The 15,360-nt window shown below is 65.3% G+C and carries 11 protein-coding genes; 8 read left to right on the top strand and 3 right to left on the bottom strand.

All coding sequences use genetic code 11. From position 1 onward, the window contains the following. The first annotated feature begins 168 nt into the window (after nucleotides 1-168). From ABEL04_RS08715 to ABEL04_RS08690, 6 genes are all read left to right on the top strand, one after another. Nucleotides 169-1,584: a proton-conducting transporter membrane subunit gene (locus tag ABEL04_RS08715; protein ID WP_375802000.1), complete on the top strand. Its 1,416-nt coding sequence runs from the start codon at nucleotides 169-171 to the stop codon at nucleotides 1,582-1,584. Further along, nucleotides 1,574-4,030 carry a DUF2309 domain-containing protein gene (locus tag ABEL04_RS08710; protein WP_375801999.1) on the top strand — a complete coding sequence of 819 codons (2,457 nt, stop codon included), beginning with the start codon at nucleotides 1,574-1,576 and terminating at the stop codon, nucleotides 4,028-4,030. The genes ABEL04_RS08715 and ABEL04_RS08710 overlap by 11 nt, the downstream gene beginning before the upstream one ends. A gap of 42 nt (nucleotides 4,031-4,072) precedes the next feature. Beyond that, nucleotides 4,073-4,429 carry a P-II family nitrogen regulator gene (locus tag ABEL04_RS08705; RefSeq protein WP_375801998.1) on the top strand — a complete coding sequence of 119 codons (357 nt, stop codon included), beginning with the start codon at nucleotides 4,073-4,075 and terminating at the stop codon, nucleotides 4,427-4,429. A gap of 479 nt (nucleotides 4,430-4,908) precedes the next feature. Further along, nucleotides 4,909-6,384 carry an alkaline phosphatase gene (locus ABEL04_RS08700; protein ID WP_375801997.1) on the top strand — a complete coding sequence of 492 codons (1,476 nt, stop codon included), beginning with the start codon at nucleotides 4,909-4,911 and terminating at the stop codon, nucleotides 6,382-6,384. A gap of 210 nt (nucleotides 6,385-6,594) precedes the next feature. After that, nucleotides 6,595-6,822, top strand: coding sequence for a cold-shock protein (locus ABEL04_RS08695; RefSeq protein ID WP_375801996.1), 228 nt, complete (start codon nucleotides 6,595-6,597; stop codon nucleotides 6,820-6,822). Nucleotides 6,823-7,210: 388 nt separating this feature from the next. Further along, on the top strand, nucleotides 7,211-8,434 hold the full coding sequence (locus tag ABEL04_RS08690) for an FAD-dependent oxidoreductase (protein ID WP_375801995.1): 1,224 nt from the start codon (nucleotides 7,211-7,213) through the stop codon (nucleotides 8,432-8,434). A 55-nt stretch (nucleotides 8,435-8,489) separates the two neighbouring features. Here ABEL04_RS08690 and ABEL04_RS08685 read toward each other — a convergent pair whose 3' ends face one another. Together ABEL04_RS08685 and ABEL04_RS08680 are read right to left on the bottom strand one after the other, a co-directional pair. Then, on the bottom strand, nucleotides 8,490-9,548 hold the full coding sequence (locus ABEL04_RS08685; RefSeq protein ID WP_375801994.1) for a 1-acyl-sn-glycerol-3-phosphate acyltransferase: 1,059 nt from the start codon (nucleotides 9,546-9,548) through the stop codon (nucleotides 8,490-8,492). Between the two features lie 31 nt (nucleotides 9,549-9,579). Then, complete coding sequence (locus ABEL04_RS08680) at nucleotides 9,580-10,500, bottom strand: bile acid:sodium symporter family protein (protein ID WP_375801993.1); 921 nt, start codon at nucleotides 10,498-10,500, stop codon at nucleotides 9,580-9,582. 357 nt (nucleotides 10,501-10,857) lie between these two features. On the opposite strand from ABEL04_RS08680, the gene ABEL04_RS08675 reads away from it, so the two are divergent. After that, on the top strand, nucleotides 10,858-11,580 hold the full coding sequence (locus ABEL04_RS08675; RefSeq protein ID WP_375801992.1) for a class I SAM-dependent methyltransferase: 723 nt from the start codon (nucleotides 10,858-10,860) through the stop codon (nucleotides 11,578-11,580). A 3-nt stretch (nucleotides 11,581-11,583) separates the two neighbouring features. Here ABEL04_RS08675 and ABEL04_RS08670 read toward each other — a convergent pair whose 3' ends face one another. Continuing rightward, a complete protein-coding gene (locus ABEL04_RS08670; protein WP_375801991.1) occupies nucleotides 11,584-13,275 on the bottom strand; it encodes a CCA tRNA nucleotidyltransferase in 1,692 nt (563 codons plus the stop codon). A 1,503-nt stretch (nucleotides 13,276-14,778) separates the two neighbouring features. Here ABEL04_RS08670 and pyrR point away from each other — a divergent pair. Then, the gene (pyrR, locus tag ABEL04_RS08665; protein ID WP_375801990.1) at nucleotides 14,779-15,291 is read left to right on the top strand and encodes a bifunctional pyr operon transcriptional regulator/uracil phosphoribosyltransferase PyrR; all 513 of its coding nucleotides are present in this window, start codon (nucleotides 14,779-14,781) and stop codon (nucleotides 15,289-15,291) included. Nucleotides 15,292-15,360 lie beyond the last annotated feature (69 nt).

Genomic DNA, 15,360 nt, shown 5'->3' with positions numbered 1-15,360 from the left:
ACTTGGTCGCTGCGGCGTCGTGGATCTCACGCGAGGGGACCTCGACTGCTGTGTCTCGACCGTGCATTAATCTACCGAACAGCCTCTGACGGCCCGTCGCCGGAGTCGCTTCCGTCCTGGAGGTTTTCCGCCCGCCACTGTTTTCCCAATCCAGTTCACTTCACCCGTATGCCGACTGTGCTTACGCGCCTGACGTGGTGCCTCTTCGCGCTCAGCATTGGTGTCCTCGTCTGGCCTCCCGATCCTGAGTGGGCCGGAGAAGCAATGCTGCGCGTGGACGGTCTCACGCGCCTCATGGCCGTGGTGACGACGTTCGTCAGCGGGATCGTGCACAGCTTCTCGCGCCGCTACATGGCAGGGGCGAAGCGACTGAATGCGTTCTATGGCCGCCTCTTTGGGCTCACGCTGATCGTGCTGCTGCTGACGGCGGCCAATCACCTTGTCTTGTTCGCCGCGGCGTGGACGGCGATGGGCTGGGTGCTGGCCGACCTCATTGGGCACGTTCGCGGATGGCCACAGGCGCAAGCGGCATCGTGGTACGCGCGGCGGTTCTTCCTCGGGGGGAGCGCCCTCCTGGCGAGCGCGCTCGGACTGCTGGGCATTCGGGCCGGGACGTGGACGATTGACGGGACGCTGGCGGCGGTGGAGGGGCTCTCGACGCCCCTCGTCGGAGGGGCGGCCGCTCTTCTCCTCCTGGCCGCGATGGTACAGTCGGCGCTGGTGCCGTTTCATCGGTGGCTGCTTTCGTCGATGACAACCCCTACCCCCGTCTCGGCCTTCATGCACGCGGGACTGGTCAACGCGGGCGGTGTGCTCCTCGCACGGTTCGCGCCCGTCGTGTTCGAGCTCCCGGCGGTAATGCTGAGCATCGTCCTCGTCGGGGGGGTAAGCGCGCTGCTGGGTCAGGCCTGGGTGCTCGTCCAGACCGATGTGAAGCGCCAATTGGGGGCCTCGACCGTGGCCCAGATGGGATTCATGGTTTTGCAGTGCGGATTGGGCTTCATCCCTGCCGCCCTTGCCCACCTTCTCCTGCACGGTCTCTACAAGGCGTACCTCTTTCTGGCATCCGGGTCGGTGGTCGAGCACACGCAGCCTGAGCCGGGGGACCGCCCCTCCCCGTCCGTTCTCGGTGGCGCGGTGACGCTCGTGACTGCTCTCGCGGGTGGGGCCCTGTTTGCTACGCTCACTGGCAAGTCGCTGACGGCACTCGACAGCGGCACCCTGCTCACGGTTTTTGTCGTGCTCGCAGTGCTGCACGCCACCCGCACGTTGGTGCACCGCCCGTCGCTGTCCCGCACTGTTCGGCTGTGGCTCGTGCCCGGCGTGCTGCTCCCCACCATCGCGCTGTACGCGGGCGTCTACACGGCCGTCGGGGCGCTCCTCGCGGGGCTGCCAGGAGCCGTGGCGCCCACCGCGTTCACGCCGCTGCACGGGGGCCTCGTCGTGATCTTCGTCCTGGCGTACCTCGCCATCGATCGGGGCTGGCACCGGACGAGCACGCGGCTCTACGTGGCGCTCCTGAACACGTCGCAGCCGGTTTCGACGACCCTTCTGCACAACCGCGACCAGTACAATGCCTATTGATCGATCTGTCCTCCGGGCGCGCATCGAGAACGCCGCCGAGTACGTGGGACCGCTGTGGCCGCTGACGACATTCAACGCGGCCAACCCGCTCATGGGCTTCGAGGACCAGCCGTTCGACCGGGCCGTGCAGCAGGCCGGACCACTTTTCGGGGGACGAGGCTATCCGGCCCCGGAGGTCTTTCGGCAAGCGTGGGCCAACGGAGAGATCGATCCGGACGTTCTCACGCACCGGCTCGCCGAGCACGGCATTACGGAGAGGCCCGAAGTGCTGCTGGACCGGATGGCGGCCGACGAGCCGGAGCAGGCGCCCGAGCCTGCCGACCAGCCCCTCGACCGCGTGATGACGAAGTGGCTCGCGGCGTTTCTGGACCAGGGGCAGGCGGCCTGGCCGATGCCCAATCGGGAAGAGGGCTTCTACGCAGCGTGGCGCACGGTGGCCCCGTACGACGAGAACATTCCGGGTGTCGACCGTCCGTCCGATCTGCCCGACACCCTCGTGGAGGCGTTCGAGGCGGTGCTGGGCAGTTACCCCGAGCCGCGATGGGAGCCAATTTTTGTCCACCACCTCACGGCACTGCCGGGCTGGACGGGCTTCATCAAGTGGCGGGCGCGGCGGGCCAACACGCCCTGGCAGGAGGCGCATCCCATCACACTGGCCGACTATCTGGCCGTGCGCCTCACGCTCGCCAGCCGAATGGACCACGCCGTCGCGCCGGACCGGGCCGACGAACTGCCCCCGAACGGAACGGACCGTCCGTTTCTCCCCCGCATCTGGCTGCGGGCCTGGGAGGAGAGCTACCGCTCGCGGCTGCTAGATGATCTTCGGCAGACGGCCGGCCCGACGCGGAACGCGGAGGAGACGGCGCGGCCGGACGCGCAGCTGGTGTTCTGCATCGATACACGATCGGAGGTCATTCGGCGCCATGTCGAGCAGCAGGGGAACTACGAGACGCACGGCTACGCCGGGTTTTTCGGGATCCCGATGCAGCATCGGCCCTACGACTCCGAGGAGCGGGTGAAGTCCTGCCCCCCGATCGTGGACCCGAAGCACCAGATTGTCGAGCGACCAGGAACGAACGGGCGGGCGGACGCCGATCGCTACGACTGGTGGGCGAATCTGGAGCGGACTGGGCGCAAGCTCATCACGACCCTGAAGGCCAACGTGGCTGCCGCCTTCGGCTTCGTGGAGGGGAGCGGGGGCCTGTTTGGTGGATCCCTGGCCGCCCGCACGCTTCTTCCGTCCGGCCTCTTCCGGCTTGGCGAAACCGTGGAGGACTGGCTTCCCGGCCCGAACGTCTTCTGTGAGCCGACCGTGGACCGCGTGCCCGCCGCCGACGTGGACGACCCGAAGGCCCTGCCGGTCGGGCTCTCACACGAGGCGAAGGTGCTCTACGCCGAGGCCGCGTTCCGGCTGATGGGGTGGACGGACACCTTCGCGCCGATCGTCGTCTTCGCCGGCCACGGCAGCCAGACGCCGAACAACCCCTACAAGTCGAGCCTCGACTGCGGCGCCTGCGCTGGCAATCCGGGCGGCCCCAATGCCCGCGTGCTCGCGACAATCTGCAATGACGAGGCGGTGCAGGATGAACTGCGCGAGCGCGGCATCGACATTCCAGCGGATACCGTCTTTCTGGCCGGCCAGCACAACACCACGACCGATGAGATCACGCTCTTCGTAGACGAGAACGATCCCCCCGTGCCGCCGGAGGCCCTCGACCGCCTGCGCCGGGATCTGCGGGCGGCCCAGGCCGACGCAGCCACCGAGCGCGTCCGCACGCTGAACACGACGGTCGATGAGGGCCGCCCGGCGGCGGCCGTGCAGGAGACGGAGCGCCGGGCGGCCGACTGGGCGGAGACGCGTCCAGAGTGGGGCCTCGCCGGGAACGCCGCGTTCATTATCGGGCCCCGAGAGCTCACCCGCGACCTGGATCTGAATGGGCGGTGCTTCCTCCACTCCTACGACTGGACGGCGGACGAGGACGGCACGGCCCTGGAGAACATCATGACGGGGCCGCTGGTGGTGGGAGAGTGGATCAATACGCAGTACTACTTCTCTACGATCGACAACGCGGCCTACGGCAGCGGCTCGAAGGTTACGCAGAACGTGGTGGGCAAGCTCGGCGTGGTGCAGGGCAACGGGGGAGACCTCATGAGTGGCCTTCCGCTGCAGTCCCTGCGGGCCGACGACGAACACGTGTACCATCGGCCCCTGCGCCTCACGGCCGTCGTCCAGGCCCCGGTCGAACGGGTCGACACCATCATCGAGCGCCACGCCACGCTCGGGCAGCTCCTCGACCACGAGTGGTTGCGCCTTACGGTCATGGACCCGGAGCGGGACGATGCGTTCGTGCATTACCGCCCTGATGAGGACTGGGCTCCCCACGCTGCTCCACAATCCGCGGCGGACCCGCCGGCGCACGTCAGCCCCGCGTCCCGACCGGAGTAGCATCCCCGCCGACACTGCACGTCGAACAACCCCCCAACTGCCATGAGCGACGACCCAACCAACGACGAAACGCAGCACACCCTCCATCCACTCAAGAAGATCGAGATCATCGTCCGGGGCGAGAAAGAGCCGTTCGTGAGGGACCTCCTGGACGAGTCGAAGGTGAGCGGATACACCATCCACCACAACGTGACGGGTCGCGGCGAGCACGGCTTCCACGAGGGACGCCTGCTCTTCAACGACCGCGACAGCCTGGTCATGTTCTTCGCCGTTGGCGGCGAGGAGACGATTCAGACCATCGTGGACGGCCTCACGCCCCTCTTCGAGAAGAGCTCAGGGGTCATGTTTGTCTCCGATACGAACGTCGTTCGCCTCGATAAATTCCTACAGGAGGAGTAGAGGGCCTGTGGCTGGAGGGCGCCCGACGCTTCGGGTCTGATGAGGATGCGGCCCTCCTGTGCGCGTACAGAAAGTCGGGCTAGTCGCCCCCCTGCATCGGTCGGGGCGCAGCAGGGGCTGGGCATAGCGTGTGGGACGCGACGCGGCAGAGGAGGCGCGCACGACCCTCCACCGATCCCTCGCACTTCCTCCCCCGGCGGCTAGCGACCGCCCCGTCCCACCTGTTTGTCGTCACGGCCATGATCTTCGGAACGGAGGGCTTCAAGAGCTCCTCATCGGCCGACTGATGGGGCGGCGCGTGACCGAGGCCGGGCAGCTGCGCCGAATTCTGACTGAGGCGACGAGGTGAGTCCGTTTTCGAGCCGGGAAATCATGCTTTCGTAATCCGTTTCGGCCGAACGAGAGAGCCTCGGATCTTTGTAGCCCTCTTAGGCCTTTCTAAACTACGGACGCACCCTACTAATCTCCCCATCCGTCTTGTGAGTGATTCGTACCACGACTCCTCATCTGCATCCGACGCGCCCTCCCGCCGTGACTTTCTAAAAACAGGAGCCCTGTCCGCATTGGGCCTCGGTGCTGGGGGGATTGCCGGCACGGCCAACGGACAGTCTCGCACCGACACGACGGACGTGGAGGCCCCGGGCGACGCCAAAAACGTCATCTTCCTGGTGAGCGACGGCATGAGCGCCGGCACCCTCACGATGGCCGACCTGCACCTGCGTCGCCAGAAGGGACGGCCCTCAAACTGGATACGTCTCTACGAGGAAGGGCGCGTGAACCGTGGCCTCATGGACATGGCCGCGGCCAACTCAATTGTGACCGGCTCCGCAGCGGGGGCCTCCGCCTGGGGCTCCGGGCACCGCGTGTTCAACGAGACGCTCAACATGAGCCAGGACGGAGAAAAGTACCGGACGATCCTCCAGATCTTCCGCGACGCCGGCCGCGGGACCGGGCTTGTAACCACGACCCGCATCACGCACGCCACCCCGGCGGGTTTTGGCATCAACATGCCCGCACGGTGGAGCGAAGACAAGATCGCTGCGCAGTACCTGGAGCGCGAATACGATGTGCTGATGGGCGGGGGGCAGCGCCACTTCGATCCCGACCAACGGGGCGACGGCAGAGACCTCTACCAGGACTTTGAGGACAAAGGCTACACGGTGGCCCGGTCGAAACAGGACCTGAGCTACTGGGGGCATGAAGGATCGATCCTGGGGACCTTCTACAACACGCACCTCCCCTACGTCCTCGATCATCAGAACATCCCGGCGCATCAGGAGCAGGTGCCCCGGCTGCCTGCAATGACGGACGCGGCCCTCCAGCGCCTCGACCAGAACGACGACGGCTTCCTCCTGCAGATTGAGGGCGGGCGCGTGGACCACGGGGCGCACGAGGACGACACCGGCGGTCTCATCTACGATCAGATCGAGTTCGACGAGACCATTGGGCGCGTGCTCGACTTTGTGGAGGGACGGGACGATACGCTCGTCATCATCACCACCGACCACGGCAACGCCAATCCGGGCGTCAACGCCGCCGGGGACCGGTATTCGGACTCGAACAAGATGTTCGACCGGATCGCCGACTTCCAGTACACCAACAGCTGGATCCTATCGGAACTCGACGAGAACAGCACCTACCGTCAGATCCAAGACCGGGTGGAGGAAGCGTGGCAGTTCCCGATCCGGCGCGATGAGGCGGAAATGATTCAGGACGCGCTGCGGGGCGAGTACCAGGCTGCCTACCGCGAGAAGAGCGCGCCCGACCTGCTCCTCGGCGCCATTCAGGCCAACTATACGTCCGTCAACTGGTTGGGGGGCGACCACACGTCCGATTATGTGGAGCTCGCGGCCCTCGGCCCCGGCAGCGAGGCCATCGGGCACTTCACCCGAAACACCGACCTGTTCGACCTGATGGTGAAGGCGGCAGGAGTTCGGAAGTATGCAAGCGGCTGAAGGCCCCGTCGGCGGGATGCGCAGAAGGCGACTCCGTGAATGCGGGGCTAGAGAGCTCTTCTGAAGGAACCGCGAGTGCGCTGGCGGGTGCACACCATACATCAACACGCGTCATCACGTAGTGTCGCTCCGCCGAGTAGACGTTTTCGTCTCGTTGTCGGGTCGCCACCCAGAGGTGAGGCATTCCAAATACAGACCAGGTACACCTACATGCAAAAGGGCAAGCTTAAGTTCTTCGATACCTCCCGCGGATTCGGCTTCATCGAGCCTCAGGACGGGAGTGAGGACGTATTTCTCCACGCGAACAACATTGCGGGCATGACCACCGGCGACGATCTGCGCGAGGGTCAAACCATCGAATATGAGACCGAGCAGACGGAAAAGGGCCTCAGTGCCCTTAACGCCTCCCCGGCCAACGAGACCAATGGCACGCTTTAATGGCGCGCAGTGCGTCGCAGAATCCCTGAGACGCACCGCCAATTGGTGAAAGACGTGAAGGCTCGCTCCGATCGTGGAGCGGGCCTTTTCTGTTGAAGATAGCACCGCGGGACGGCGGACGCGTCCACCCGGCGAGTCCAACGTAGGAGCAGGGACAGTGGGAGGAAGATTCCGCTACAACGTCACATCCTATTACGCGGCATTCTCAACTCTTCTCGGCCAGACAGGTGTACGCACCAAGGCTAAGGTTACGTACTCAGTTGTGAAGAATTCAGGCACCCTTGCCGCTTCCTGGTTTAGGAATTGGCCTTGGGTGGGGCCAGGTCTTGGCAACAGGTTTCCCTGAAGGGCCCATCACCGGTCTCCCGTCTGTTTGCCCGCGCTGCGGATGATGCACTCTCCCACGGTACTGATCATCGGAGGCGGAGCCACCGGTACGGGCATCGCCCGAGACCTCGCGCTCCGCGGGGTCGACGTAATGCTCGTAGAGCGGAACGGGCTCTCCAGCGGCGCGTCCAGCCGTTCGCACGGCCTCCTGCACAGCGGAGCCCGGTACGCCGAGGCCAACCGGGTAGGAGCCGAAGAGTGCATCGCAGAAAACCGAATCCTTCGCTCCATCGCGGGGGCGTGCATTCGAGACACGGGGGGCCTGTTCGTCCAGCTAGCAGAAGATGACCCGGAATACTTCGACGAGAAGCGGGCCGCCTGTGACGAGATTGGGATCGAGACGACTCTGCTCAGCGGGACGGAGGTCCGGGCGCACGTGCCGGACCTCACGGCCGAGGTGGAGCTTGCAATGTGGGTGCCCGACGGCGTCGTGTATCCCTCGCGGCTCTGTGCGGCCAACGCCGCCGACGCTGAAGGCCACGGAGCGACCGTCCACCCGCACGCGCCCCTGGAGGAGATGGTCGTCGAGGACGGGCGGGTGGAGCGAGCTCTGGTTGGGGGCGAGGTGGGGGCCGAGGTTGAGCCCGATCATGTCATCAACGCTTCGGGCGCCTGGGCAGGTCGGGTCGCGTCGATGGCAGGGATAGAGGTGGGCATGGCTCCCTCCCGCGGCGTGATGGTCTCTGTGGCGTACGAGGGCCTTGGGCCGGCGCTCAATCGGTGCCGCAACCCCGACGACGGAGACATCGTCGTGCCACACGAGGAGGAGGCGGTGCTCGGGACCACGAGCGTGCCGGTGGCGGACCCAGACGACTACGAGCAGGCCGACTGGGAGATTGAAACGTCCGTTCGGGAGTGCGCGACCATGCTCCCCCCCGTCGCGGACGCCCCAACGATCCGCACGTGGTGGGGCGTGCGGCCACTCTACGCTCCCGACGAGCAGGCGAGCGACCGGCGCGGCATCTCGCGGGGCTTTACGACGCTCGACCACGCTGCCGATGGCGTCGACAACTTCCTCAGCATCGTCGGCGGCAAGCTTACGACCTACCGGCAGATGGCCGAGTCCGTCTCCGATCTTATCTGCGACAAGCTCGGCGTGGATGCCGTGTGCGAGACCGCCACCCGGCCCCTGCCCGGCGCTGAGGATCCCGATCGGCTTGATGAGTTCATCGCGGCCTACGACGGGCAAGGACCGACCGACGAAGATGTCTCCGGACGAGACTGATGTTTGCTCCCCTGCGGCCCATCCTGACGACGATCTCTGCGCATTCAGGAGCGGATCAGTCGACCGGGGGATGAGGCGGATTCGAAAGGCGGACGAGGAAGACGTGGAGAACCATCGTCAGCACTGCCAGTGCTACAACCACCGCCCCGACGATCCAACCACCGATTCCCGCCAGCAGGGCAAACAGCCCGATCCACCAGAGGGGCACGCCGAACATCCCAACGGCGAACTTCAGGGAGGCGGTGAAGGGGGGCTCGTCTACCCAGCGCATCAGCGCGGCCGCGAGCCACAGCGGCCCTGCATTCAAAAAATTGATGCCTCGGGCCAGTGTCTCCAGTCCCGGTCGATGCTCGCCCTTCGGGGCTAGGTCGTCTGGGGTTTTGAGGGCCTGCTTCACCTCCGGAAAGGGCAGGTGTTCGTTCTTCCGGTTGATGCGGTCGACCCGATTGTGGTACTCGTCGGTCTTCTCGGGCACCAGCAGGCAGTCCTTCATCGCCGTCGCCAAGTCGTCGCGCAGGTCGTTTACGCACACGGCCTCGTTCTCCCGATATCGCTCCATGTACTCGGAGGCGCGGAGGGGTTTGCCAAAGACGATCGAGACCTTGAAGCCGGGCCGGCAAAGATTGTAATAGTTGATCCCAACAGGAACGAGCTGGACGGGCCGGTCGGTCGCCTCCTGGGTCTTGAGGGTCAGCCGGGCGCTCCCTCGGCTCAGCGGGCGCAGGTAGTAGGTGTGCGCGTGTTTCGTTTCGGAGAACATGACGAGGGACCGGCCCTGACAAAGCTGGTCCCGCTGCTGGGCAAGGATGTCTTTGGTTTGCTGCAGCTTGTCGAACCCGTCTCGTCGCCGGTAGATGGGCACCATGTGCAGGGCCTCCAGAAACCAGTCGAACGGCGTGCCGAAGACGGCTGCCCGGCTGGGGAAGGTGAGCGGCACCGACGCCATGATCCCTACGAGCAGGGCGTCCAGGAAGGCGTTCTGGTGGTTTGGGGATACGATACAGGGCTCGTCCCACGACACGCGGTCCAGCCTGCGCACCTCGACACGACTGAACATGACCCAGCTCGTCGCGCGGACGAGGGCCGCCACGAGATGGTAGAAGAGACGCTTCATGGGGGCTGTGGAAGGTGAGACACGCAACTGTTTAGGGCTGCCGGGGAGAGACGAGGGGAACCGGTCGAGAGCGCCAGTAGAACGAGAGCCCGAGCCCGGACACAATGTGCCACACGCCCCACCACCCGGCCACCACCGCCATGCCGCCGAGGCCGTCGAAGAAGTTAAACACCAGGATCAGTCCCAGCCCCGAGTTTTGGATGCCGGTCTCCAGGGCGAGAGTCCGCCGGTCATTGGTCGGTAGATCGGTCCAGTAGGCAAACTGGTACCCGGCCGCCAGCGCAAGGGCGTTGTGAATCAGCACCAGGTCGAACACAACGCCCACGTACCCCACGAGGTACCGAAAATTGGCCCACAGTGCAAACAGCACGATGCCCGCAAACAGGAGGATCGAGAGCCCCTGCATCCACTGGCTCCATTGCTGTGCCCGCTCCGGGGCGAGCCTCCGGACGGTCATGCCCAGGACGAGGGGCACGCCGAGGATGAACGTCACGGTCTTGAAGACGCGCCCGAAGGACACGTCCACGCCCGTGAGAATGGAGGCCGCCGGGGGGTAGAGCCCGCCCCAGAACGACAGATTCAGCGGGGTGAGGACGACGGCCCCGACCGTGGCGACGGCGGTCAGGGTGACGGACAGGGCCGTGTTGCCCTCCGCGTTCAGGGACATGAAGTTGGAGATGTTGCCGCCGGGGCAGGCGGCCACCAGGATCATGCCGAGGGCAATGCTCGGGCGCGGCTGCAGGACCCACACCAGCAGAAACGTGACCGCCGGCAGGAGGAGAAACTGGGCGCACACCCCAATGAGGGCCGGACGGGGATGGCGGGCGAGCCGTTTGAAGTCCTCGACCGTCAGGTTCAGCGCGACGCCGAACATGATGACGCCCAGCGTGACGTTGAGCAGCAGCAGGTTCTGGGCGCTGAAATTCAGCCGGACGGCGTCGATTTCGGGCATAGACGGGCCTCAGGGGCCGACTCGGGAATCTCGTCCTGTTCGGAGAGGCCTCTCCAGGTGGGGACAACATACGAAAAGCCCGCCCCGCGACGATGGGAGCGAGCTATTTCTGGCACTGTGTATTAAAAGACAACATACAAAAATCGGCCCCGGGGTGTCAAGGGATTTCTGTTAGGGGGTGGTGAAGATTCGTGAATTAGCATCGACTGGTCGAGTCCGGGTTTGACACAACCAGACCAGTTACAGCTCCGTGAGACGGCTGGTCACTTCCAACCAGCGCGGTCTGGAAGCATAAACCATCTCGGCATCCCTCCTCGCACTTCCTAAATGGGGCTCTGAATGGGACGATCGAGACAGATGCTCAACGATCTCGTCCCCTCGGAAGCCACGCTCAGGGAGGCGCGGCCCGGAATTTGGTCCGCGTTGCCGCCCGACGCCGAGGGCGCCCGCTACGATGCCCGCGCCGCGGCCTACGACCGGGTCGTGGGCAGTGCGCTCTACAACCGGCTGCTCTGGGGCGCCTCCCCGGAGCGGTATCGCGCCTTCGCGCGCCGGGCCGTTGCGTCGGGGGACGGGCTGCTGCTCGACGCGGGCGCCGGGTCCGCCGTCTTTACCGCCGGGGCCTACGCCGACGCGGACCGTCCGCTCCTCCTCGTAGACCGGTCACTCGGCATGCTCGAAGCCGCCCGGGACCGCATCGCGGACCGTGCGGGCGGCACGCTGCCATCCTCGATCACGCTGCTGCAGGCCGACGCCAATGACCTGCCGCTTCGTGCCAGGTGTATCGATACAATCCTCTCGATGGGCATGCTCCACCTGTTCGACGACGTGACGGGGCACGTGGCGGCGCTCGGGCAGGTCCTCGCACCGGACGGGACGCTGTTCGCGATGTGTTTGGTGGACGAGCAGTGGCCCGGACGCGCCTACCTCCGGCTGCTGCACCGGGCTGGGGAGGTGGCCCCGCCACGGACGTACGACGCGATGCGGCGGGCCGTCGAATCGGGGATCGACGCGACGGTGGACGGGGCGCGGGAGGGGTGCATGGCGTTCCTCACTGCCCGGATGGGCGACACCATGTGATTACTATTCCGAGCCGCCCTCTGCGTCCTCGTCGCCGGACAGCACCTCCCCTTTCACCGCCTCCAGGTACTCGATCGCTGCCTGTCGGTCCTCCGGCAGGTCCGGGTCCTCGAAGACGACCTCCTTAATCGCCCCGAGCGCGCGGTTCTCCGGCCCCTCCAGCCGGTCCTGCATCGCCTCAAACAGCGCGCCGCGGCGGAGGGCCTCGTCCTTGATCTCCATGAGGTAGTCGAACGCCGCGTCGTGCTCGTTGGGAATCTCGCCGTCGAGGATGGCCTCGCGGATCCACGTCTTGGCGATGCCCACGGCCACGCCCTCCTCGATGTCGAGCGTCTCCATGATCTCGTAGCCGTCCACCGGCGGCTCGAAGTTGCGGAGGCGGTCCTTCTCCTCCACGATTCGCATCTTCTCCTCCACCCGGTCAAACGCCTCCAGGTAGCGACGGCGCCGGTCTGGATTGTTCGAGGTTACGTCCGACCGCACCAGTGTCATGAGGTCGTCGATGGCGTCGCCGGCCTCGTAGAGGAGGCGGCGCACGGCGGAGTCGGTCACCTTCTCGTCCGCCAGCGCGATGGGGCGGAGGTGAAGGCGCACGAGGGTTTGCACGTAGTCCATCCGCTCGTCGGTGGGCAGGCGCCACTTGCGAAAGAGGTCCGGGATCATGCGGGCGCCCACGTCCTCGTGGCCGTGGAAGGTCCAGCCCTGTTCGGGGTCGAACCGCTTGGTCTGCGGCTTGGCGATGTCGTGGAGGAGAGCCGCCCAGCGGAGCCAGCGCGTCTCTTCTGCCGGGCGGTCCGAGGTGCGCTCGGCTACGTTGTCGAGCACCTCTAGCGTGTGGTAAAAGTTGTCCTTATGATCGCGGCCGTCAACCACGTCGACGCCCTTCAGCCGTTGCAGTTCGGGCATGAAGTGTTCCAGCACACCGGACGCCTCCAGAATTTTGAAGCCGATGGACGGGGTGTCGGCCTCCAGAATCTTGTGGAGCTCCTCCGTGATGCGCTCCTGGCTGAGGATCTCGACACGCTCCGCCTGGGTGCCCATGGCGTCGAAGACGCAGTCGGACACCCGGAACTCGAGCTGCGCGGCGAACCGCGCGGCCCGAATCATACGGAGGGGATCGTCCTCGAAGGTCTCCTCCGGGTCGAGGGGCGTGTCGATCGTCTGCCGCTCCAGGTCGCGCCGTCCGTCGAACGGGTCGATGAGGGCGCCGAAGCGGTCCGGCGCGAGGTGGATTGCCATTGCATTCACCGTGAAGTCGCGGCGGTACTGATCGTCCTCCAGCGTGCCGGCCTCCACCTCCGGCTTGCGGGAGTGGGACCGGTAGCTCTCCTTCCGGGCGGCCACGAACTCCAGTTCGAGGGCGTCGTCCGGATGTTCTTCCGGCAGCGCCTCCTCGGCCGGGATGCGAATTGCGGCGGTGCCGAACTTAGGGTAGACGTGTGCGGTGCGGCCGCCCAGCTCCTCACCCACCGCCTCGGCCAGCTCGATGCCAGTGCCCGCGTCCACAGTCACGAAGTCGAGGTCGGTGGTGGCCCGGCCCAGGAGTACATCGCGCACCATGCCGCCCACGGCGTACGCCTCGATGCCTTCCCGCTCGGCCACGCGCCCGATGGTGCGCAGGATGGACTCGTACGGCACGTCCCGCAGCCGCTCAGCTAAGTTGTCAATGTCGCTGTAGGAGCGAACCTCCGTCATGCTGTCGGGGGCTGGTAAGCGTTATCTCACGATGTGTACGGACGGCGCGATGCCCCGGTTCGTTCGAGGGACGTCTTCTTTTCGCTGGTAATTTGACGAAGAACAACGGCGCGGCGCTGGCTTGCGCGGCCGAGCGGCGCCGGCCATCCTATGCCCACAACGCGAGGTCGCTCTCGTGTAGGGATAATCAGTTCGTATTTGGTGTCCATATTTCACTCGGGACAGTTCACCGATTTGCTTCGCCGAGATGGCCTTGAGCGAGGAGTCGTCTTTGCCCGACGCTGAGGATTGCGCCGAGGCCCGGCGGGCGCTGCGGGGGTCCGATGGTCCCCGGCGCGTAAGGTGCGGATTCTCGAGCGTGGCGGTTCAGGACTAGGACTGCCTCAGTTCGCTGAGGCGTTACGAGCACCGGGAGTGCGACCGGTGGTTCAACAACCGCGCCGGGACGTTTCTGGAAAGTTCGAAGGTCCGGCTCTCGAAGTGGATCTACGTCTTGCGGGAAATGGGCGAGGGACAGTCGACCACCTCGATTGCGAAGGACCTGCGCCGCACGCGCGAGACGGTTCACCGGATGGCCCCCACGATGCAAGAAGCGATTTCCAGCGTTATGACCAGTGGTGTCAGGTTCTAACTGGAGAGGTGGAGGCTGACGATGGGCACCTTACCCCTCGTCCAGAAAGGTCGAAGCCTGTGCTCTGGAGAGGGGGCGGTTCCCGAGAGGACGGTTCCCAAAGCGGTAGACCTGCATCGAAGATCACTCGCGAGCCCAGAGCACGGGGCCTCTCCAGGCAAGGACACGGAAGCTGGTCGTCCGACCGCCCGCCTGCGGTGCCGCGGGCAGAACGGGGCGGCCAAGGTCGGGTGCTGGACCTGCAACTGGACATGACCCAGCAAACGCTGGCCCGATCGGCGGTTCGGCACGTCGAGCCCGGAGGCCGGATCGACACCGATGATTTTAGGGGATCCCGGCTTTTGAAGGAGCCTAGAGCCACCAAAGTGTCGACCACGAGGAACTCTACATCCCCGAAGGCGACGCGCGTTGCAATACCATGGAGGGGAAATGGTCGATGTTCAAACCGTGGTGGCGAGGATTTCGCAGGGTGGCGAAACGCCATGCGTATCGCTACCTCGGCGAATACTCGTCCCGGCCCAGCCACCGGGAGGCGACTCGCCGGCAGCGACTCTGCCGGATGGTTGCTCTTTTGAAGTTCTCTGTTGGGGGAAGCAGCGAGGCAGATTCTGCGTCGGGCTCTACTGACGACTACCGTCTTCCAGAAAAGCGCGAGGTTCTGGCTATTTCCCATTCGTGACTCAAAGAAACGCTGTGGGTTTGGGGAAGACCGAGCGAACCAGTATCATAAAATTCAGGTGGGGACCGGCGGGTTTGCGAATCAGACCCGTCGGCCACTCAGCCCGACCGGGATTGGAGCAGAGATTGAAGGGGCTGGGGAAGGAGGTGGTTGGTGCATGTCGTTCAGAATCCAGATACGACCCGAGTCTGAGATGGGCCAAACACTCATCATGTCCCCGGAGCGAGTTCAACGCACGCTCCGGCGCCTAGCGTACGAGATCATCGAGCACAACCGCGGCGCCGACTCGATTGAAATCTTCGGCATCGAACGGAGTGGCGTGCCGCTTGCCCACACCGTGGCGGAGGAGGTCGGCGACATCGAGGGAATTGGCATTGACGCCTATGAACTCGACGTTACCCCCTTCCGCGACGACCGTCCCGGGCTTGACCCTCCCACGCCCCCACCGCACGACATTGACGTGACGGATCGGGATGTCATCCTTGTTGACGATGTTCTCTTCACGGGTCGCACCGCCCGTGCAGCCCTCGACGCAATTCTCCAGTACGGCCGGCCACGCAGCATTCAGCTCGTCGTGCTAATCGACCGAGGGCACCGCGAGTATCCTGTTCAACCAGATCACACGGGGCGCCTCCTCCAGACCAAGCACCGGGAACAGGTCGTCGTCGACACCGACGGGGATTTCGCCGTGCACGTCGAGGACTGATGGGGACGGTCTGCTAGCTCCCAGAAGACTGGTCCTCATCCCCCTCCCTAGACATCAACGTGTCCGGAA

The organism is Salinibacter sp. (genome assembly GCF_042218895.1).
In the GTDB taxonomy this organism is placed as follows: Bacteria; Bacteroidota; Rhodothermia; order Rhodothermales; family Salinibacteraceae; genus Salinibacter.
This window is presented reverse-complemented; position numbering and strand designations above follow the sequence as displayed.

Excerpts from the sequence above, each read along its gene's own strand:
- ABEL04_RS08670 (WP_375801991.1), bottom strand. The coding sequence starts at position 13,275 with ATGACGGAGGTTCGCTCCTACAGCGACATTGACAACTTAGCTGAGCGG.
- ABEL04_RS08690 (WP_375801995.1), top strand. The coding sequence starts at position 7,211 with ATGATGCACTCTCCCACGGTACTGATCATCGGAGGCGGAGCCACCGGT.
- pyrR (WP_375801990.1), top strand. The coding sequence starts at position 14,779 with ATGGGCCAAACACTCATCATGTCCCCGGAGCGAGTTCAACGCACGCTC.
- ABEL04_RS08710 (WP_375801999.1), top strand. The coding sequence starts at position 1,574 with ATGCCTATTGATCGATCTGTCCTCCGGGCGCGCATCGAGAACGCCGCC.
- ABEL04_RS08695 (WP_375801996.1), top strand. The coding sequence starts at position 6,595 with ATGCAAAAGGGCAAGCTTAAGTTCTTCGATACCTCCCGCGGATTCGGC.
- ABEL04_RS08685 (WP_375801994.1), bottom strand. The coding sequence starts at position 9,548 with ATGAAGCGTCTCTTCTACCATCTCGTGGCGGCCCTCGTCCGCGCGACG.
- ABEL04_RS08675 (WP_375801992.1), top strand. The coding sequence starts at position 10,858 with ATGCTCAACGATCTCGTCCCCTCGGAAGCCACGCTCAGGGAGGCGCGG.
- ABEL04_RS08705 (WP_375801998.1), top strand. The coding sequence starts at position 4,073 with ATGAGCGACGACCCAACCAACGACGAAACGCAGCACACCCTCCATCCA.
- ABEL04_RS08680 (WP_375801993.1), bottom strand. The coding sequence starts at position 10,500 with ATGCCCGAAATCGACGCCGTCCGGCTGAATTTCAGCGCCCAGAACCTG.
- ABEL04_RS08715 (WP_375802000.1), top strand. The coding sequence starts at position 169 with ATGCCGACTGTGCTTACGCGCCTGACGTGGTGCCTCTTCGCGCTCAGC.